Annotated in this window: 18 protein-coding genes; 6 read left to right on the top strand and 12 right to left on the bottom strand. The window is 29.3% G+C overall.

Annotated features, from left to right (window positions below; translation table 11 throughout):
- Window positions 1-89: 89 nt before the first annotated feature.
- The 12 genes from CQA42_RS05845 to CQA42_RS05900 all read right to left on the bottom strand — a co-directional run bounded on the left by CQA42_RS05845 (window position 90) and on the right by CQA42_RS05900 (window position 15,346).
- Window positions 90-1,319 (bottom strand): type II secretion system F family protein, encoded by a 1,230-nt coding sequence (locus tag CQA42_RS05845; protein WP_115583738.1) that lies wholly within the window; start codon window positions 1,317-1,319, stop codon window positions 90-92.
- Window positions 1,316-3,079, bottom strand: a complete 1,764-nt coding sequence (locus tag CQA42_RS05850) for a GspE/PulE family protein (RefSeq protein ID WP_115583739.1) — start codon at window positions 3,077-3,079, stop codon at window positions 1,316-1,318. Before CQA42_RS05850 ends, CQA42_RS05845 begins: the two co-directional genes overlap by 4 nt.
- Entirely contained in the window at window positions 3,079-4,110 is a 1,032-nt protein-coding gene (locus tag CQA42_RS05855) for a tol-pal system YbgF family protein (RefSeq protein ID WP_115583740.1), read from the bottom strand. The genes CQA42_RS05850 and CQA42_RS05855 overlap by 1 nt, the downstream gene beginning before the upstream one ends.
- A gap of 30 nt (window positions 4,111-4,140) precedes the next feature.
- Window positions 4,141-5,859, bottom strand: coding sequence for a pilus (MSHA type) biogenesis protein MshL (mshL, locus tag CQA42_RS05860; RefSeq protein WP_115583741.1), 1,719 nt, complete (start codon window positions 5,857-5,859; stop codon window positions 4,141-4,143).
- A gap of 17 nt (window positions 5,860-5,876) precedes the next feature.
- Window positions 5,877-6,398: a hypothetical protein gene (locus CQA42_RS05865; RefSeq protein ID WP_115583742.1), complete on the bottom strand. Its 522-nt coding sequence runs from the start codon at window positions 6,396-6,398 to the stop codon at window positions 5,877-5,879.
- Window positions 6,398-7,039: a hypothetical protein gene (locus CQA42_RS05870; RefSeq protein WP_115583743.1), complete on the bottom strand. Its 642-nt coding sequence runs from the start codon at window positions 7,037-7,039 to the stop codon at window positions 6,398-6,400. Before CQA42_RS05870 ends, CQA42_RS05865 begins: the two co-directional genes overlap by 1 nt.
- Window positions 7,036-8,772, bottom strand: coding sequence for a hypothetical protein (locus CQA42_RS05875; RefSeq protein WP_115583744.1), 1,737 nt, complete (start codon window positions 8,770-8,772; stop codon window positions 7,036-7,038). The genes CQA42_RS05870 and CQA42_RS05875 overlap by 4 nt, the downstream gene beginning before the upstream one ends.
- Before the next feature lie 202 nt (window positions 8,773-8,974).
- The gene (locus CQA42_RS05880; RefSeq protein WP_115583745.1) at window positions 8,975-11,194 is read right to left on the bottom strand and encodes an endonuclease MutS2; all 2,220 of its coding nucleotides are present in this window, start codon (window positions 11,192-11,194) and stop codon (window positions 8,975-8,977) included.
- Window positions 11,195-11,201: 7 nt separating this feature from the next.
- The gene (locus tag CQA42_RS05885) at window positions 11,202-11,537 is read right to left on the bottom strand and encodes a hypothetical protein (protein WP_115583746.1); all 336 of its coding nucleotides are present in this window, start codon (window positions 11,535-11,537) and stop codon (window positions 11,202-11,204) included.
- Window positions 11,538-11,544: 7 nt separating this feature from the next.
- Window positions 11,545-12,870, bottom strand: coding sequence for a UDP-N-acetylmuramate--L-alanine ligase (gene murC / locus CQA42_RS05890; protein ID WP_115583747.1), 1,326 nt, complete (start codon window positions 12,868-12,870; stop codon window positions 11,545-11,547).
- Window positions 12,861-13,976 carry a succinyldiaminopimelate transaminase gene (locus CQA42_RS05895; RefSeq protein WP_115583921.1) on the bottom strand — a complete coding sequence of 372 codons (1,116 nt, stop codon included), beginning with the start codon at window positions 13,974-13,976 and terminating at the stop codon, window positions 12,861-12,863. Before CQA42_RS05895 ends, murC begins: the two co-directional genes overlap by 10 nt.
- 5 nt (window positions 13,977-13,981) lie before the next feature.
- Window positions 13,982-15,346: a DEAD/DEAH box helicase gene (locus CQA42_RS05900; protein ID WP_115583748.1), complete on the bottom strand. Its 1,365-nt coding sequence runs from the start codon at window positions 15,344-15,346 to the stop codon at window positions 13,982-13,984.
- 153 nt (window positions 15,347-15,499) lie between these two features.
- Between CQA42_RS05900 and CQA42_RS05905 the strand changes: the two genes are divergently transcribed.
- The 6 genes from CQA42_RS05905 to purU are packed head-to-tail and all read left to right on the top strand — an operon-like array spanning window position 15,500 to window position 21,205.
- Window positions 15,500-16,225 (top strand): cytochrome c biogenesis CcdA family protein, encoded by a 726-nt coding sequence (locus CQA42_RS05905; protein WP_115583749.1) that lies wholly within the window; start codon window positions 15,500-15,502, stop codon window positions 16,223-16,225.
- Window positions 16,226-16,235: 10 nt separating this feature from the next.
- A complete protein-coding gene (locus CQA42_RS05910; protein WP_115583750.1) occupies window positions 16,236-17,411 on the top strand; it encodes an amidohydrolase family protein in 1,176 nt (391 codons plus the stop codon).
- Between the two features lie 9 nt (window positions 17,412-17,420).
- A complete protein-coding gene (locus tag CQA42_RS05915; RefSeq protein ID WP_115583751.1) occupies window positions 17,421-18,299 on the top strand; it encodes a mechanosensitive ion channel family protein in 879 nt (292 codons plus the stop codon).
- Complete coding sequence (locus CQA42_RS05920) at window positions 18,296-19,534, top strand: aminofutalosine deaminase family hydrolase (protein ID WP_181881508.1); 1,239 nt, start codon at window positions 18,296-18,298, stop codon at window positions 19,532-19,534. The genes CQA42_RS05915 and CQA42_RS05920 overlap by 4 nt, the downstream gene beginning before the upstream one ends.
- The gene (gene sppA / locus CQA42_RS05925) at window positions 19,518-20,387 is read left to right on the top strand and encodes a signal peptide peptidase SppA (RefSeq protein WP_115583753.1); all 870 of its coding nucleotides are present in this window, start codon (window positions 19,518-19,520) and stop codon (window positions 20,385-20,387) included. The genes CQA42_RS05920 and sppA overlap by 17 nt, the downstream gene beginning before the upstream one ends.
- On the top strand, window positions 20,384-21,205 hold the full coding sequence (gene purU / locus CQA42_RS05930) for a formyltetrahydrofolate deformylase (protein ID WP_115583922.1): 822 nt from the start codon (window positions 20,384-20,386) through the stop codon (window positions 21,203-21,205). The genes sppA and purU overlap by 4 nt, the downstream gene beginning before the upstream one ends.
- The last annotated feature ends 19 nt before the right edge of the window (window positions 21,206-21,224 follow it).

Consider the following 21,224-nt stretch of genomic DNA (forward strand, 5'->3'; position numbering starts at 1 on the left):
TTATTATTATAGACTTTGTTACTCTTTAAAAACTTAGCTTAGAATCTTATGATAAATATTTATTATTAGCATTCCTGCTAATAATAAAATTAAGCACCACCTTTTGCAGCAGCTCCTAATCCCCACATAGGCAAGAAGATCCCAAGTGCAAGCAATAATACCAAACATGCAATAAAGAAAGTCATAATAGGCTCTATATATGCAGATAAGTTATCAATAATATAATCATATTTGATTTTATAATATTCAGCCACAGAAGCAAGCATCTTATCCAATTCACCAGATTGCTCACCTGTATTTACCATCTGCAAAGTCATAGGCTCAAAATATCCAGTCTCAATAAAAGCTTCTGTAAGTGTTATACCGCGTTTAATACTTGAATCAACGACTATAAACTTATTTTTCATATAATCATTATCAAGCAACGATGCAGAAGATTCTAATCCTTCTTCTAATGATATACCAGCTTTTAAAAGAAGTGATAATGTTGTTACATATTGGTTCATATTAGCCAAAAATATAATATTACCTATCAATTTTACTTTTAATATATATTGGTCAAATTTCAGCTTAAATGATGCGCTATTTCTATATCGATTTTTTATTACCATAATTGCTACAAATATACCTATACCAACTAATAAGCCATAATTAGTCATTACCTCTTCTATTCCTATTAGTATCCTTGTTGGTAATGGTAAATTTGCACCAAGTTCGGCAAATATGCTTTTAAATTGTGGAATAACAAGCAAAATAAGTGCAACAAATGCTATGGCCATAGCAGATATTACTATAATTGGATAACGCATAGCTTTTTTAAACTTTGCTCTATTATCTCTTAATTCTTCTAAGCTTTTAACAAGCATTGCTAAAGATTCTGCTAAGTTACCTGTTTTTTCACCCAAAGAAATCATAGAAATTGTAAGTCCGCCAACTACTTTTTTATGATCCATAAAGGATTCTGTAAGTGTCCTACCACTATTTACACCATTTAACACAGTATCAAAAACAATCACAAGTCTTTCATTTGATGTATATTTTACTAGATCTTCTAATGTAGTGTGAATTGATATACCTGAATTTAACATAAAAGACATTTGCTTAAATGCAGCGATCAAATCATCATATTTAATCTTTTTATCTTTTGTTAAATCATTATATAATTTTAAATAAAATGGTGGTTCAGCTTCTACCGCTGATACCGGTTTAATTTTATATTTTGTTCTAGCAACATCAAAAGCCATCTCTGGAGTTGTTGCCCTAACAACAATATCAACTTTTCTACCATTTTTCCGTGAGGATACTTTATAAAACTTCATAATTTTGCCACCCTATAAACTTCATCTAAACTTGTTCTACCTTCCAATGCTTTTAATAATGCGTCTTCAAACATAGTAACAAACCCATCTTTTCTTGCTTCTGCTAATAATTCATCTTTTGTAGCATTTGCAGAAATCAACCTCCTCATACCTTCTGTCCCAAGTATAACTTCAGATATGACCTCACGACCTATATAACCTTGCATGCCACAATTAACACAACCATGAGATTTATAAAAGTGATAATCTTCTGGTATTAGATTTCTAATCTGTGCTAACATCTTTTCTGGTGGTTCTACTTCATACATACAATTAGGACAAAGTTTTCTTACCAACCTTTGAGCTTGGAATCCACAAATAGTAGAACCAATAAAGAAACTCTCAACACCCATATCAAGAAGTCTTGCAACACCACTAATAGCATCATTGGTGTGAAGTGTGGCAAGCACAAGATGTCCTGTAAGAGCTGCTTGAAGAGCAATTTGTAATGTCTCTTTATCACGAATCTCACCTATCATTATGATATCTGGATCCTGTCTAAGTATAGATCTAAGACCAGCTGCAAATGTCATACCTGCACGTTCATTAACCATAACTTGTTGTATAAGATCCATTTGATATTCTACAGGATCTTCAACAGTAATAATTTTATGAGTAACATTTTTTATAGCATTTAATGCTGCATAAAGAGTTGTAGTTTTACCACTACCTGTTGGTCCAGTAACCAAGACAATACCATTTGGCTGTTTAATAGCTTCATTAAATCTACTATAATTTAGCTCTGATATACCTAAATCTTCTAGCTTGACGAGGACTTTGCTTTTATCTAGAATCCTTATAACTATACTCTCACCAGTAATAATAGGAAGTGTAGAAATACGAAAATCATATGGCTTACCAATAATAATATCACTATACCTACCATCTTGTGGTTTTCTACGCTCTGCAATATCTAAATTGGCCATCAATTTCATTCTTGAGCTAAGAGGTGCGAATATATCTTTATCAAACTTAAATGCCTCTCTTAGCACGCCATCTACACGATTTCTAACAAGAGTAGATATCTCTGTAGCCTCTATATGAATATCACTTGCTTTCTGTTTTACCGCAGTTTCAAAAATAACATTGATAAGTTTTGTAATAGCAGATTGATTAGCACCGCTATCATCTGCCATAATGATACCTGTGCTACCACTCATCTCCTCTCTAATATTTTGCACAATTAATTTAATGCTATCATTTAGAGACAATCTAATAACAATTGCTACTATTTGTTCTTTTTTAGCTATACAAAAAGCAATTTTTTTTCCACGAATAGATCTACTTAATGCCTCTTTTGCCTGAATATCAAATGGATCTGCTAATACAACCTTGATAGTATCGCCTTCTTGAGCAAAAGGAAAAGATGTGTATCTCTCAATAATTGAAAATGGAACATTATCAGCGATAGTTGGATTAAATTCATATGTATCTAAATCAACATATTCCATATTTATCATTTTAGATAAAAGCATAAGAATATTTTCTTCACTATTTGGAAAATCTTCTAAAATTGATAATAGATTTAATTCTCCTCTTTTGCATAATTCAACAAAAAAACCTAATAATTTAGATTCTTCCAAATAACCCAAATCAACAAGAATGCGCACTATCTTCTTGCGTCTTACCTGTTTTCTTTGTTCTTCAAGAGCCTTTTCTAGCTGAGCATTAGTAATTAAACCAGCAGAAATAAGCCTATCACCTATTCTAACTTTAGCCACTAAATAGTACCTTGCCTTATATGTTCTAATGCCTCGATGGCATCTCTTGAGTTTGTTTTTGCGATATATCTATTTAATACTTCAATAGCTTCTTCTGTTTTGCCTATTGCATATAATGATTTAGCATATATAATAAAGCTCTGAGATTTAGCTTTACCATTAGAATCTGCTTCTGAAGCATTTAACGCCCATTTAAGAGAACTTGAATAATTCTTAATATCAAAATAATACTCCGCAATTGCAATTGCTGTAGCATAATTATTATTATTTTTGAAATCAGCAATTTTTAATTGAATTTCTCTTTCTTTTGTAATTTTTTCTGAACTTATATTAATAAGTGGTTTTGCATTAGTTGGTTGAATAGCCGTATTATTCTGAGCGTTAGAAACTGCTGTATTATTTGAAGATGAATATCGTGTTGGTTGTGTCTGAGTCGATTTATCATTTAATACATTTATCTCTTCTATAGGAGCTTGAGAATTTTGTGCTAATACTCTTGAACTATCTTGATATTCATTAAAACCAGAATCAACAAACATATTCACTTCTATAACTTCACTATAATTATCATTAGAGCTAATCCAGCCATTATTGGTTTGCAATAACCCATTTACTGCTCTACTATCTGCACAAAATATACCATTTTTAGAATAATATCCAACAGCTTGTGATTTAAAACTTGGCTGTTTTCTAACCATTAATTTATCTGCTATAACCTTTCTACAAACAAAGTTAATACTTGGGTAATTATTCATACTTTGATTATTATTAATAGCTGTAGATGTATTTGTTTTATCATTATTTACACTATTATCTACATTATTTTCGTTTATAGCAGTATTGCCTTTAGATGCTAAATTGTTACTAGCAATCTGTTTATTATCAATATTAGAATACTTGCTATATTGATTTTTTACAAAAAGAGCAACAAGTGCAATAAATACTATAAAAACAAATATAAATATATAAAAGACAAAAGACCTATATTTATAGGACTTCCATCTTTCTTCTAATTCAATGATTTTCTTCATAATATATAGTTTTCAATTGTATAGAAAGAATTAAAAATCTTTCTTTCTATCTAATTCCTTTGATTCCTCTAATCCAGCCGTAGCATCGTTAGTTTCTACTATACGATTTACTACTTCAGAATATCCTAAATCTTGCAGACTTGGATTATCATCAGATCTTTTAATAATATGTGGTGTGATGATAATAATCATTTCAGTTGTTTGCTCTGATGTGCCATCATATGAGAATAAATATTTTAATAATGGAATATAACCAAGTATTGGAACTCTATTTGTGTTATTTGAAACACTTTTGCTTATTAATCCACCTAATACAACTCTATCGCCATCTTTTGCTCTTACTAAAGAAGAAAGCTGATTTGATGATAGGTTTGGTGGCTCAGATAATGCTGTAGCTGCGTTTTCTGTATTTCTATCCTTTGTTTGTGTAATAGAAGGATTAATCTTTAGCATAATATATTCACCTTGCACAGATGGAGTAACATCTAATAATACACCAGAGAATACTGATGGGAAGCTAGTAGATGTATTTTGAGTTGTTCCACCAGAAGATGAATTTTGAAATACTGAACTTTGTGCATATCTTAAAATACTACCAACGCTTATTAAAGCAGGTTGATTGCTAAGGGTTAATACTTTTGGATTTGATACAGATCTTACTTTTCCATATGCATTTAAAAATTCAACTATTCTAGTCATTTGAACACCAGATGAAAAAATATTGATACTAGTGCCACCACCGCCAATATCAATTCTAGTATTATCTTCATTTCCAGAAGCATAAGCAGGAACTAAAAGATTACCAAAATTCCAAAATTGATTCCAATCAACACCAACAGTATTTGAATTTGTATGAGTTACTGTCAAAATATTTACATCTATCATAACTTGATTTTGAATTTGGTCTTCAAGATTTTTGATGTATTTTCTTACTCTATCAAGCTGTTTTACTGTTCCTGTTACAGTTACCAATCCTGCAATTTTATTTACAACAACACTCTGTCCATCACCAATGTCATAACCCTGTGCTTGATTAGAATCTTGAGCATCTTGCTGGTCTTGAGAGTTAGAAAAGATTCTTTTTGGTTGATGTGCATCACCTGGTCTAAAGGCAATTTCAAAAATTTCTTTTTCTAATCTACCCCAAAAATCAAATTGATCCATAGATAGTATTTTTGTTCCAGATATACTATCTACTTTTCCGCTTTGTAATCCATTTGAAGTAAGAGAAGAATGGACGCTATTTTGAATATCTGTTGTTGTAGATGCAGAGTTTAAACCACCACCTGTAGTGCCTGTGCCACCTGTATTGCTTGTTGTAGAACTATCAGAAGTCATAGCATTTTGAGATAATACTATATCTGTATTACTTGCGCCGATTCTAGAAGTACCAATATAATTGATTTGGAATGTTTCAGTAATCAAAAAAGATACTTTTAATAAATTACCATTAAATTCATAATTTAATTCATTCTCAGTAAGTATCAAATCAAATATTTTTTCTATTGGCAATTGTCTAACATTTACTGAAGCAATACTTTTTGATAGCTTATCTTTAGCAGCTCTATCTTGAACAAGCATGCTATAACCACATTCTGCAGCCAATTGACTAAGTAAATCGCCAACTGCTACACCATCTTGACTTGAAGTAGAAATAGTGAATAATCTATCTCCACATAATTCGTTTGCATGCAAAAAATGTGCACTCACTAATAAACCAAATACTAAAGTAAAAATATTCTTTCTCATTCTAATTACACCTGTTATTATTTAATTTCAATATTATTATGATTTGCATATACATATAAAACTCTTGTTTGAGTTCTAAATTTTAACTCTACTCTATCCTGTTGTATATTTGACACAGTCCAGCCCTCAATAATATCATCTTCTCCAACCCAAGTATTATTTATACTAGCCTTATTTTCAAAAATACCATTCAAAACAAGAATAGCTTGTTCTGCTTTTAGTATGCTTTCTAAATCATCTTTTGATTGCGGATATACATATATAAATGGATCATCAATTCTTGAGCCTTCTTTTATATAATCAATTCTATCAAATGTAATAATATCATTTTTTAATTTTTCATCAGCACTTATTGCAACATCATCTTGAATCTCTGTCTTATCAGATGAAGTTTGATTGTTTAATGATGCACTATTATTAACTGGTGCAGTTGCATTATTATCAACAATATTATTTGCTGATGTATTCAGCTCTATCGTTACATTATCATTTGCAAAAGAAATATTTATAATCAATAAAGATAAAAGCAGAATCCTCATTAAGCCCCTCCTCTAAAATTTCTTATAGCTATACTAAAGTTTAATCTATTATCTTTGCTTTCTATAATAACACTATCAATAGATATAAATTTACCATAAGTTTCTAGCCAATCCATATATTTTAATATAGAAGAAAATCTACCATGTCCAAATAGATTAAATGATGAATATCGCATACCACCAAGTGTTTCATTTTCACCACTCATAGCAATATCTGTGCCATTAACAATTAATCCCATAGCAGTAGCAGCCTTTGATGCATCATCAAATGTCAAAAACCAATCTTTACTATATACAAAAATCTCTTCTCTTAATTTTTTTAATAACTCTAATTCACTATTTGCTTGAGCAATTTCTTCTTGAGAGGTTCTTATCCTTTGCTCCAATGCATAAAAACCACCATTTTCCATACTATCAATATAACCTTGTTCTTCTGTTACTTTAGTAAGTATTTCATTATATATATCATTTTTATTTAACTTAATATTTGTGCTCAAATCAAATAAAATAAAATAAACAATACCTGCTAATGCAATACCTACAAGAGTTCCAAGCAATAATCTTTCTGACTGATTCTTGCTTGATAAATACTCATCTAACTTATCTAATTGTTCATAAACTTGCACTTGAAATTGATTCATCTAACAACCACCCTAACAATAGAATTTAAATATCCTTTTACAAAACTATCTAGCTCTTCATTTCCACTTAGATCAATATTTGCTGGTATTGGTTCTACTTCGTGTGGTATAGTAGAGTTATTATCTTGTGTTGTAATCGCATCACTTACTGCTTGTCCAATATTTGCAGCTGCATTTGCGATAGTTCTTGCAACACCTGCTGCATTACTATTAGAATTTGTTTCCTCCTCAAGCCCTATTTTGATAACTCTATCTGTAATGACATTTTTATATACACCTTTATCATTTAATGCTTTTATGAAATCAGATATATCTTGTTGTGTTTTTGAAAATAGATTTAGTTCTACTACCAAACTTCTATTATCACCAGATGAATTAGCTGTGGCTTTAATCACCCTTACATTGCTATTTTCTGCAACTTGTAAAATGTCATTTAAGACCTTAGATTTTTGGATATATTCAACTTGCCAAGATCTTATTGTCCCCATATCATTTCGCATATTGCTAATTTCCATGCCAACTTCATCTTTTTGCTTTTTCAAATCTTCAATTTGAGCATTCAATCTATTTTCATCTTCTCTATATTGCTCTGCTTTAGGCAATATTTCACTATCATATGATGATTGCAGTATATCACTTCTGATAGAATAAAAATTCATCATTACAAAATTATATATAGGATAAATTAGCGATAAAACAAATAAGCCGGCTGCAATTGCAACAAATTGAGAAGAATCTCTTTGGCTAAGTGGTTTTGGTCGTTTTGCATGTGAGAAGTTTGGAATATCGTTATTTACATTCGATATTAAATAGCTAGCATAAGTCATTGATATATCAGCTATAGCTAACAATCCTTTATTAACAGGTATTGATGAAAGAGAATTATATGGCTTGGTTTCAATTAAAAAAGTATCTCTAAAGAATGATAAAAATTCCTCATTATACTCTATACTCATACCATAATATATAGCTGTTGGGTCTAAATCTTGGTAAACCCGCTTTACATACATGATATTTTCTTCAATATCCCTACTAATCTTATTTAGCATAGAATCTAAATATGATTTATAATCAGCTACATGAGGTGATTTGCCAGCTACAAGATTTTCAAACTCTATACTATTTAATTCTAATGAAGATTCTTGGTTGAATTCAACTCTTAATTTATGTATATTAGAACTTAGTATCTTTGTATATACCAATTCTCCTTTGCTATAGAAAGTAAATGTCCCGCTACTATCACCAATAAAAATAAAGATATGATTTGATATGGTATCTAATCTATTAGTTCTATATAAAACTAACGGCAAGAATGGAATAGATGTAACAATATCTATAAATTGAGTTTTTTCTTTTAAATCACTATATGCGTTTTCTAAGTAGTTATCATCGACTAAATAAACATCATAGCTCCAATTATCAGCATCAAACCCAGAATCTACTTTGCAATAATACATCTCAAAATTAGAATCTGTCGGCATATTGAGCTGTTTATATATACTTTCTGTTAGAAATGTATCAACATCACCCTCATCGATAGTCTTAGGAACTTCGATTATAGTTTTCATCAAAGCATCAAATGAAAATGTGCTAACAATCCTTGATTTATTGCTAAACTTTTTTACATAAGGTGTAATACTATTACCACTACTTACATATGCAAGTCTAGTATTAGAGTCATAGTAGATCATATCATTCAATCTTTTGCTTTTCTTTTTTACATTAAGCTTCATATTATAACATCCCTAAAAATTATAAATTTTAACAACTAAAAATAGTAAATTGCTACAAACAATAACTCAAACATTTAAACCAATAATTTGAATATATTCAAAAAATATTAATATTAATTTAAGACTATAATTATAATTAAAATTATAATATAAAACAACACTTAATAAACTAAAAAGTGTAAATATAACATATATTTTATACTTAAAATCTTACAAGTTTTGCCCCAAAACCACCATTTTTAAATGGGGCATCACTAAAACTTTTTACTTTTTTGTGATTTTCTAAAAATTCTTTTACAACTTTTGATAGCACGCCACTACCTATGCCATGTTTGATTATTACTTCATCATATCCAGCCATGAGACATTTAGAAATATAATCATCTAGCAATATAAGAGCCTCATCTACCCTTTTACCATGCAAATCAAGGGATGGCAAACAATGTAGAGCATCCAAGTTAAAGCTAATATTTTGCTTTTTTCTATCTTTTATTACTGCGCCAAGCCTTAGCTTTGAGATATGAATCTTCATTTTTCTACCATTATCCAAATCAACCAAAGCCATATCATTACTAATATTTGCAATAACTCCACTACTTTTTCCACTCTGCACTCTATTTCCAACTTCAAATTTGATATTTTTATTGATTTCTGGTTTTGGTAGTGATTTTAATAATTCATTTTGCCTGTTTAGTGTTTGCTGCATTGTTTTTGTATTATTTGTCTTAATTGCTGTTTTTAAGTCTTTTAATGCAATATTATAAATATTTTCTAGTTCTATTTTTTTATTATTTAATTCTAGATTCTGCTTTGAGATAAGTTCATTTAATTCATTATTTTTATTTTCATTTGATTTTATTAATTTATCTAATCTATCTTCTTTTTGCCTTAGTTTTGCTTGTAAAAGCGAGGTTTGTTCTATTAGCTCATTTAGATTCTCCAAATTATCACCATATAATGCTTTTGCATCATTTATTATATTTATTGGAATCCCATATCGCATAGCACTCTCAAATGCATAAGATTTACCAATACAACCTTGCAAAAATTTATATGTTGGGATTCTGGCATTCTCATCATACAAAGCCGATATAAGTTCGACATTTGGATTTTTAGCCATCATTGAGGCAAGTTGTTTGTGATGTGTTGTGATGACTACTTTTGCACCTTTATTTTGTAAATATTTTAGTATAGAAAAATACAGCGCACTTGCTTCATTTGCATCAGTTCCTAGCTCTATTTCATCAATACCAAGCAATAATCGTTCTTGTGATAAAATATTTTTAAATTCTATCATTCTACCTGCAAATGTTGATATATCATTTTTAGAATTTTGTGGATCATTTATAACTGCATATATATTTTTAAAATTTGCAATTTTTGACTTGAGCGCATTTATTTTAAATGGAATGAGATATTTTGCAAGCAATACAGCACTAAGTATAGATTTTAGTAGCATTGTTTTACCACCTGCATTTACACCTGTGATAATCAATATTTGCTTTGAAAAATCAATATTGCTAAATATTGGATTTGTTAGTGCAGGATGTGCAAAATCACACAATACAATATCACCTTTATTGTTTGGCAATATAAAACTATAATCAAATGCTTTTGCAAACATAACCCTGGCTTGAATACTATCAAACTTATCAAACTCTCCATTTATGTATTTTAAAAATGCATGGTTTTTTAAAAATACTTTAGAAATATTAGTTTCAATTTCATAAATTAGAATCTCAATTTCTACATAAAGCTTATCGAGCCTATCATATAGACTTTGAAGCGTAGCAGGAAATACATAAAAATACCCAGCATTTGAACGTTCTAAGATTCTGCCATCTAAATATTTATTAAATCCAGCTTTAAGCAAAAGACATTCTTTAGAATCTATCAAATGAGTCTGTTTATCGACTAAATATGGCAAGATTCTATCTTTTTGCAATATTTTATTGATAGATTTTTTTATCTCGGCTTTTAGTGAAGTGATATTTGAATTTAGAGAATCTAGCTTGGGATATATGCCATTATTTATTTTTCCATCATCATCAAAACTCTTTGTGATATTTATAATATCATTTGGAATATTGATATTTGATAACCAGCTTGATATATGCTTTGAGTGAGAAAAATTTATTCTTTTTAAATACAAAAAATATTTGATAATTTTAATAAATTCAAATATAGAATCCAGTTTTAAGATTCCAAGTTTTTTTATATGAACCAATGCAGAATCTAGATTTGATACTTGCTTTGGGGGTATAAATTGCACTACTTCAAGCTCATCGATAAATTGCTTTAAAATAGTAATATCACCTGCAATATAAAATGGAGTAATACGAGCAAAAAAATCACTAAATTTATTAACAAACTCGGCTAAATCAAGTTTATTGCATAGCCCTTCTATATCTTTTTGTAACATTGATTTTTTAATAACATTGTTTTATAAAGATAATTTTTCCATAAAACTCAGTATCTTTTTTGCCAATAAAACTTAAAGTAGGATTAGTGAAATTGAATTTATCACTATTTATATCAATATCACCACATTTTATTGTCTCACCACGCATAAATGCACTAATTAGCTCAATATCTTTTTTATTATTATTATCTTGGATAGTGGTGTATATGCCTATTGTAATTAGCAAAATTACTATCAAAATGCTAACAATAACTTTATTTCGTTTTGTAAAATTATCTTTTATAATAAAATACAATGCCACACCAATGATAATTGCAACTAAAAAATATATAAAGATTTTCATTTTATACCTATATACTTCCTCTTATTTGATATGTAATATCGCCTGCACCAAATCCTACAATAATCCCAGAATCTAGCACTTCTAAGATTCTATTATCCTTTATTAGCTCGATACTTGAGCCATTTCTTTTTATTTCATCGGCAAAAATTGGATTATACCTAGCAAAATAATCTCTAAAATTAATATCAACTGGCTCTTCATATGCACGCCAAACAGGCAAAATCACAAGCTTGTCTATATTTTCAAAGCAGTTTATAAATCCATCAATATTATGAATAGTCCTAGAATATTTATGTGGTTGCCAAATCGCAGTAATAGTATCGATATTTTTTAGCTTTGCATATTGTTTTATAGAATCTAGAGTGCTTTTTATCTCTGTTGGGTGATGTCCATAATCATCTATAATCACACAATTATCATTGCATAAAATATCAAATCTTTTTTTAATACCTATATAATTTTTGAGATTTTCTTTTATTAAATCTATGCTAAGCTCATTTAAAGATGCAAGAATTGCAAGAGAAGCATTCAATGCTGTATGCTCTCCAAATCCCCAAACCTCAAAATCTCCAATAAATTTATTATCATTAAACAAACTAAAAGAACTATATGGCTCATCATCTTTTAAAAAGAATCTAAGATTTCTAATATCTTTGCTTGGATAAAGCCTAATTGCATCAATATTTAGAGTAGATAAAAATTTATCCTCCGCATTAATCACACGAATTTTTGCTAAATCTAAAAAATCACTATAAGCTTTATAAAAACGATTTAAATCATAATCATAATATTCCATATGTTCAGGCTCTGCATTTGTTACGATGGCACAATATGGATTAGAATTTAAAAAACTGCCATCGCTTTCATCAGCTTCAAATACAACACTATCACTTTTTGCAGCACGGACATTTGAATCATATTCTTTTGATTGCGCCCCAATAATTGCTCCATATTTATTCAAAATAGCACTAAGCATAGCGGTTGTAGTGCTTTTGCCATGTGCGCCACATACAGAAAATACCCTCTTTTTAGATAATATAATCTTAAGTGCCTCTGCGCGTGAAAGCACACTTATACCTTTACTTCTTGCATATTCTAATTCTTCATTATCTTTTTTAATAATTGCAGAGTGTATAACCAAAGAAGGATTTGTTATAAAAGCCTTATTATGCGGAATGTTTATATTTACTCCAAGAGATTGTAAATATTTTGTAGAACAACTACAAGCAACATCAGAGCCACTTATTTTCACACCTTGTGCTTGTATATATCGTGCTAAACCCGAAATCCCAATACCACCAATGCCAACAAAATGTATATATTTTATATCCACTTTTTAAGCCTTTTTAATGCATCAATAATGATATTTTCTTCATATACAAGAGCAAGTCTTACATAACCACTTCCTACACCATTTCTACCTAGAAATCTACCTGGAAGCACTAAGATTCCCTCATTTTCATATAATTTTTTAGTAAATTCTAAATCATCATCTACTTTTAACCATACATAAAATGTATATGGACTTACATCAACTCCTAGAATCTCCCTTGCATGAGCTAGATTCTTAGCATATTTTTTTCTAAAAATTTCAGGACTTTCATCATCAATCCAAGCAATAGCTGCAGCCTTTTGCAATGGAATAGGACAAGCAGCCCCAATATAAGTGCGATACAACCTATATGGACGCAATATCTCTAAATCTCCTGCAATAAAACCACTTCGCAATCCAGGGGCACTAGAACGTTTGGATATGGAATTTACACACAAAACATTTTTAAAAGCAATATTATCCACACTAATGCAAGCCTCTAGTATTGAATGTGGCTTAGAATCTTCATAAACTTCGCTATAACATTCATCATTTAATAAAATAAAATCATATTGCAATGCAAGTTTTACCCAAGATTCTAAATCACTTTTACCCAATGTTTTACCTGTTGGGTTATTTGGTGAATTCAAAATAACTAAATCAACTTTTTTTAAATCTTTTTCATCTAAATATGGTTTATAAGCAGAATCTATATTCATATAAATGATATTTGCACCGCTTGCAATAGCACTTCCCTCATATATTTGATAAAATGGATTTGGAAAAGCCATGGTTTTATTTTCTTTGTCTTTTAAAGTCCCAAAAACAAAAGAAGGAAAATTAAACAAACACTCTCTAGTGCCAAATGTAGGAATAATTTGTTCTTTTGTTAGACTAACATTAAATCGCCTTTTCATAAAACCAATCTGTGAATCTATAAGATAAGATTCTCCGCTACTAGATGGATATTTATTTAATAAATTTACATTATTTACTAATTCATCTTGAATATTTTTTGGTGTATCAAATTGTGGTTCGCCTATTGTTAGCTTTATTGTATCTTTTTTAGGTTTTATATCTTTTATTAGTTCATTTAGTCGCGTAAAAGGATATGGTGCAAAATCTATCATAACTATTTTCTTCTTGCCCTTCTAGTTCTTGTTTTTTGCTTTACTTGTGGTGCTTCATCTAGGCTATCTTGTAATTCTTTTATTTTATTTTTTGAGATTCCACTTAGACTATCACACAAATATGATAAAAGCTTACAAACAAGTTGTGCATTATCTATTTTAGAGCTTAAAACTGGATACAAATCAAGAGAATCTGATGATATTTTGTAATCTAGAATCTTTGATATAAAATCATCTGTATTATAATTATTTGGCAATTCAAATAATTCTAATGTCGTATTTATCCGCTCTTTTATCCTTTTTAAATCTCTAAATTCAAGCGGAGTTACAAGTGTAATTGCCATGCCTTTTTTTCCTGCTCTACCTGTCCTGCCGATTCTATGGACATAACTTTCTGGATTTAATGGCATATGATAATTAAATACATGACTAACATTGCTTATATCTAGCCCTCTACTTGCTACATCAGTGGCTACTAATATATTTGCTTTATTTTCCCTAAAAGATTTTATTGCAACTTGTCTTTCTCTTTGTTCCATATCTCCATGCAAACAAACAGACTTATAGCCTTTGCTTATAAGAAAGCTTGATAATTTATCAGCTTCTTTTTTCATTCTTGTAAAAATGATACTTTTTTGCGGTGCTATCACATCTATCAAACGAGTAATGGCACTATCTCTTTCACTTTCATTAATGATATAGTATTTTTGTTCTATATCTGCGTTTGCAACACTTGTAGCTGCAATCTTTACACTTTTTGGATTATTTAGAATCTTATTTGCAAGATTCTTGATTGGAGAAGGCATCGTAGCTGAAAATAACAAGGTCTGCCTATCGCGTGGAATAAATCTAAAAATCTCTTCAATGCTATCTAAAAATCCCATATCAAGCATTTCATCGCTTTCATCTAAAACTACGATTTTTGGATTAAATCTTTTTATCCTATTATTTTTTAAGTGATCTAGCAATCTGCCTGGTGTTGCAACCATAACTTGAGGTTTTTTATTCAATAACTCAATTTGTCTTTTTATTGATTGACCACCATAAACACATATAGTTTTTGTGTGCAAAAATTTACCAAGTTTAAAAATCTCATCACTAATTTGAATTGCAAGTTCTCTTGTCGGTGTAATGATTAATGCCTCAATTTCACTATTATTTTTTAACATATTCAAAATCGGAATTGAAAATGCAGCAGTTTTTCCTGTCCCAGTTTGAGCTTGTGCTATCAAATCATGTCCATTTAAAATAAGTGGAATAGAATCCTTTTGCACGGGGCTTGGATTATTAAATCCTAGTTCAACGATACCTTTTAAAATCTTGTCTTTTAATTCAAATTCTAAAAAGCCATTACGATTATGTTTCATAAATTATTTACCTTAAAGTTTAAAATGATTATGCTTATAAATCCTATTTGATAGTAATATTTAAGTCTGTGGATTATAACCAAATGTTAATTAGTTTAGCTATAATTTATATTTCTTAAATTTACACTTCTTGGAATTATTTAAGGAATATTTTTGGAATTATTATTATTTAACCTTTTTGAAAAACTACCATATTCTATTTCATTTCTAGCTGGAATCTTGACTTTTTTAAGTCCATGTGTGCTACCGCTTATACCGCCATATATGTCATATATAAGTGGAATCTCAATCCAAGAATTGCAAAATAAATCATTAAAAAATAAGATTGTGATATTTCAAAAAGCATTATTATTTGTTTTTGGATTCTCTATTATTTTTATTCTAATTGGAATGTCATTTAATACATTGCTTGGCAGAATCTTAGGAAACAATATAATAAATTATATTGCTGGCGGGATTATTGTATTATTTGGAATCCATTTTCTTGGGATTATAAAATTTGGTTTTTTATACAAAACCAAAAAGCTAGATTCTAGCAAACTAGAAAATATTAGATTCCTAAAATATATTTCACCATTTATACTTGGTGTTGTATTTGCACTAGGCTGGAGTCCTTGTGTTGGACCGATATTAAGTAGCATTATGGTATTAAGTAGCACAAATAAAGCTGGGGGATTAAGCTTTATGATAGTTTATGCAAGTGGGCTTGCTGTGCCATTTTTATTAACAGCACTTGCAATAGAAAAATTTTTTAGGCTATTTAATAAAATCAAAAAATACTCAAGGATGATAGAAATACTTAGCGGGATTTTACTAATTGCAATAGGTATTATAATAGCATTTGGCGGATTAGATAGGCTAAATGAATTAATAAGCTAGAGGTGAATAAATGATTTTTAAAAATGCAATGATATGCGATGAAAGCAAATTACAAACAACTGATATACAAATTAAAGACAATATAATAGTAAAAATAGATTCTAATATTAATGATAATGATGAAATAATTGATTGTAAAGATAAAATCATCATGCCTCAATTTATTGATTTAAATGTTTTTCCAAAAAATAAATCTCTCTCAAGAAAAAATCTAGAATCTCTAGCAAAAAAAGCAAAAGCTGGTGGAGTTGGGATACTTACCCTAAATAGCAATACAAACCCAAAAATAGATAATGAAATGATTTTAGAATTTATAAAAAGTATAAATAAAGAGCTAGAAGTAGTTATCCATCCGCTAATATCATCAATAAATAATGAAAATAAACTTGTAGATATATCTATACTTCATTCGATGTGTGGCATTGGAGTAAATTTGCAAAGTAATTTATCTCCAAACATAATAGATAAAATCGCAAAATATGCAAAAATGCTTGATATTCCTGTGTTTGTAAATGCTGATGATAATTTAGGCGGAGTTATAAACTATGGAGAAATGAGTGCAAAGCTTGGGCTTCCTGCAAGGAATCCACTAAGCGAAATAAAAGAAGTTGCAAAGATTCTAGAAGTCGCTATCTTTTATAATATAAAAGTAGTTTTTCAAGCAATCACAGAAATAAGAAGTATTGATTTAATAAATCAAGCAAAAAAAATAAATCCAAATATCTTTTGTGAGGTTTCAATCCATCATTTATTATTAAATGATACAGCTTGTGATAATTACAATACTCTAGCCAAAATCAATCCTCCGCTAAAAGATAAAACAACACAGGACAATCTAATAGAATTTTTTAAAAATAATAAAATTGATTTACTTACTTCAATGCAATGTGCTTGTTACAAATCGCTAAAAGAGCAGGTATTTGAACAAGCAGAATATGGGATTGATGCGATTAATGGCTATTTTTCACTTATTTATTCATATCTAATAAAAACCAATATCACAGATTTACAAAATATATCTAGAATCTGTTCTAAAAACCCAGCTAAAGTATTAAATCTTGATTATGGCGAGATAAAAGTAGGCAAAGAAGCTAAGCTAATGGTTGTAGATATAAATTCAAATAATACAATAGAGGATACTCCATATAATAAGAATTTATTTGGTAGAGTTTTACAATTTATTTAAAGGAATTAAATGGAAGAAAAAATATCAACAATATTAGATTTACTATGGCATGATATAATAAATGCAACAATCATTGGCTCAAAAGCATTGCTTATCCTAGTCATTGGGATATGGTTTGCATATTTTGTAAGTAAAAAAGCAAGAAAGATTCTACAAAAAGCATTGAAAGATGAAATGCTATCTGGCTTTTTATCAAAAGTCATTTTTGTTGCAGTAGTTATACTTGTCGTTGTCGCAGTGCTCGGCACAATGGGCGTGCAAACTACTTCAATCATCGCTGCACTTGGTGCTGCTGGACTTGCTATCGCACTTGCACTTAAAGATTCTCTATCAAACCTTGCAAGCGGCATTATGCTTGTTGTATTTAGACCATTTACAAAAAATGATACGATAGAGGTAGAAAATAGCGTTGGAATTGTAGAAGATATTTCTTTGTTTCATACATATATGAAAACACCTGATGGAAAACTTGTAGTTATACCAAATACAAATATCGCAAATAGTCAGGTTATAAACTACACTGCAAAAAAAGCTGGTTCAAAAAAAATGCAAGATATATTAGATTCAGCAGAAGTAGTTAGAAGGATTGATTGGCTAATTGGTGTTAGCTATGATAGTGATATTGACAAAACAAAAGAGATTATTAGAAATGCTGTTTTATCGACACAAAATATAAATGATGGTAAAAATGACCCACAAAAAGCTGCATTTGTTGGTTTAAATGAATTACAAGCAAGCGCAATAGAGTTTGCAGTAAGGGCTTGGGTGATTAATAATGATGAATTTTTTAAAACTAAATGCGATATGATAGAAAATGTGAAAAAAGCACTAGATGCGGCAAATATTGAGATTCCATATAATAAACTAGATGTAAAGATATTAAAGTGAAATTAATTGGTGCTAGCATCATAATCACCTGTGATGAAAACTTTAAAATCATCAAAGATGGTGGTGTTTTATTTTGTGATAAAAATATCATAAAGGTTGGAAAATTTGATGAATTAAAACAAGATGATTTGCAAGAAGTTAGATTCTACCAATCTTGCGTTATCATGCCTGCTTTGATCAACTCTCATATTCATTTTGAATTTAGCAAAAATTATTCAACACTACATTATGGAAACTTTGGCAAATGGCTAGATTCTATTATGCAAAATAGAGATATGCTCATGCAAGATGCCGAAATTTATATTAAAACTGCAATAAAAGAGACTTTAAAATCTGGCGTAGGATGTGTTGGTGCGATAAGTAGCAATGGATTAGATATAGATTTTTTAAGCAAGTCTACATTAAAAGTGGTGTTGTTTAATGAGATTATGGGGACAAATAAAGATTTTTTCAATATAGTAAAAGATAATTTTAAAGCAAGATTGGAAAAATCAAAACTCTTAGAAGATTCTAGATTTAGAGCTGCAATTGCGCTTCATTCGCCATATTCTCTTGATATAGAACTTGCAAAATATGCAATAGATTTGGCAAAAGATTATAAAATGTTGGTTTCTACCCATTTTCTAGAATCTAAAGAAGAATTAACTTGGTTAGAAAATAACAATGGCTATTTTAGGGATTTTTTCAAATATTTCTTCAAAAACCAAAATGCAAAGCCCTGCTATTCAAAAGAGAGTTTTTTAGAATTATTTAAAGAATGCCAATCTCTATTTGTTCATTGTCTGCATCTGGATAATAATACTTGGGATAAAATATCCAAACTAAATGCTAGCATCGTGAGTGCTCCGCGTTCGAATAGATTGCTAAATAATAAATATTTCGATTTAACAAAAGCAAATGAATATAATTTTCCTTTTATCATTGCAACAGATGGAAGAAGCTCAAATAATTCATTAAATATGCTAGATGAAGCAAGATGTGCGTTATTTGCATATAAAGACTATGAAATAAATAATCTTGCAAAAGAAATCATACTTGCGATGACAAAAAATCCTGCAAAAGTATTAGGATTTAATAATGGAATCTTAGAATCTAACAAAGCTAGCGATTTTGCAGTTTTTTATATAAAAGATATTGAGATGACAACACAAATTGAATTAAATGTTATTTTGCACGCAAATGAAGTGCAGGATTTATATATAAATGGAAAAAGGATAGATATTGAAAACAATTAAAAAAATTTTTAACATTTTTATAATCAAACCATTTGATTTTATACAAAAATATTTTAAAACATTTATATTTTTACTAATAGTTATCGTTATTTTTAGCTCAAGCACATCGACTAAAGATATGAATGCAAATCTTGCAAAGATATACCTAAAAGGACCAATATTTGAGAGTGAGACATTTTTATCACAAATTGAGAATCTAAAAAACTATCCAAATCTAAAAGGAATATTGCTTATTATAGATTCTCCAGGTGGCACGCTATCAGCTTCAGTTGAAATAGCAGATATTATAAAAGAATTAAATGAAAGCATGCCAGTGATTGCATATGTGCAAGGGAGCATGGCAAGTGGAAGCTATTATGCAGGAATGTATGCAAATACGATAGTAGCAAATAGAGGATCTATGATTGGCTCTATTGGAGTGATTTTTAATGGATACAATATAAAAGATTTACTAAATAAAATTGGGGTGCAATCACAAAGCTTAGCAGCAGGTGAATTTAAAGAAGCAGGGACATTTACAAGAGAATGGAGTAAAAAAGAAAAAGAATATTTAGAACAGCTTTTAAAAGAACAATATAGAATGTTTATAATGGATGTAGCAAAAGCAAGGAATCTAAATCCAAATAATTATAAAGATTTTGCAGAGGGAAAAATATTTAGTGCAAATAATGCTCTAAATCTTGGCTTGATTGATATTGTAGGCTCGCAAGTAAATGCAATAAATATATTAAAAGAGCTAAGTGGTGTAAATGAAATAGTATGGGTAAAAAATGGATTATTAGAATCTTATTTAGAAAAACTTACATCAAAAGCAATAAATCAAGTATTTTTAAATTTAAGCAGAATCCAATGACTATACTAATTGATACACATGATAAAGAAGGTTTGATTTATCAAATCTCTTCAGTGATATTAAAAATGGATTGTAATATAGAAAAAAATGATGAATTTGTAGATAGAGAAAATAATCATTTTTTTATGCGAACACAAATAGAAGCAAATAAAAATATATCAAAAGATGAAATATATACAAATCTAAAAGGAATATTGCCAGAAAATAGCAATATCAGAATCTTTGATAATCATAAAAAATCAATCGTGATATTATGCAGCAAAGAGGCTCATTGTCTTGGTGATATTTTGATGAAATATGATACAAAAGAAATTGATGTAGAGATAAAAGGAATCATCTCAAATCATACAAATTTAGAATACCTAGCGCAAAAATTTAATATTCCGTATTTTTATATTTCGCATACAGAATCTAACTGGAGAGAATTAACATTAAAGCAATGCAAGATTCTAAATCCATCATTTATCATTCTTGCAAAATATATGCAGATTCTGCCAAATGAATTTGTGATGGAATTTGAAAATCAAATCATAAATATTCATCATTCATTTTTACCAGCATTTATTGGTGCAAATCCATACAAACAAGCATTTGATAGAGGTGTAAAGATGATTGGTGCAACCGCACATTTTGTAAATAATGAGCTTGATTGTGGTCCTATTATATGTCAAGACATAATACAAGTAAATCACACATACACTTGGAAAGATATGAAAAAAGTAGGAAAAACTATAGAGAGAGTTGTTCTTTCAAAAGCTATGGAATTGGCATTTGAAAATAGAATCTTTATTCACCAAAATAAAACAATTATTTTTTAAAAGACTTAAAATCAAATTT

This window comes from Helicobacter sp. MIT 99-5507 (assembly GCF_003364295.1).
Classification (GTDB): Bacteria; Campylobacterota; Campylobacteria; order Campylobacterales; family Helicobacteraceae; genus NHYM01.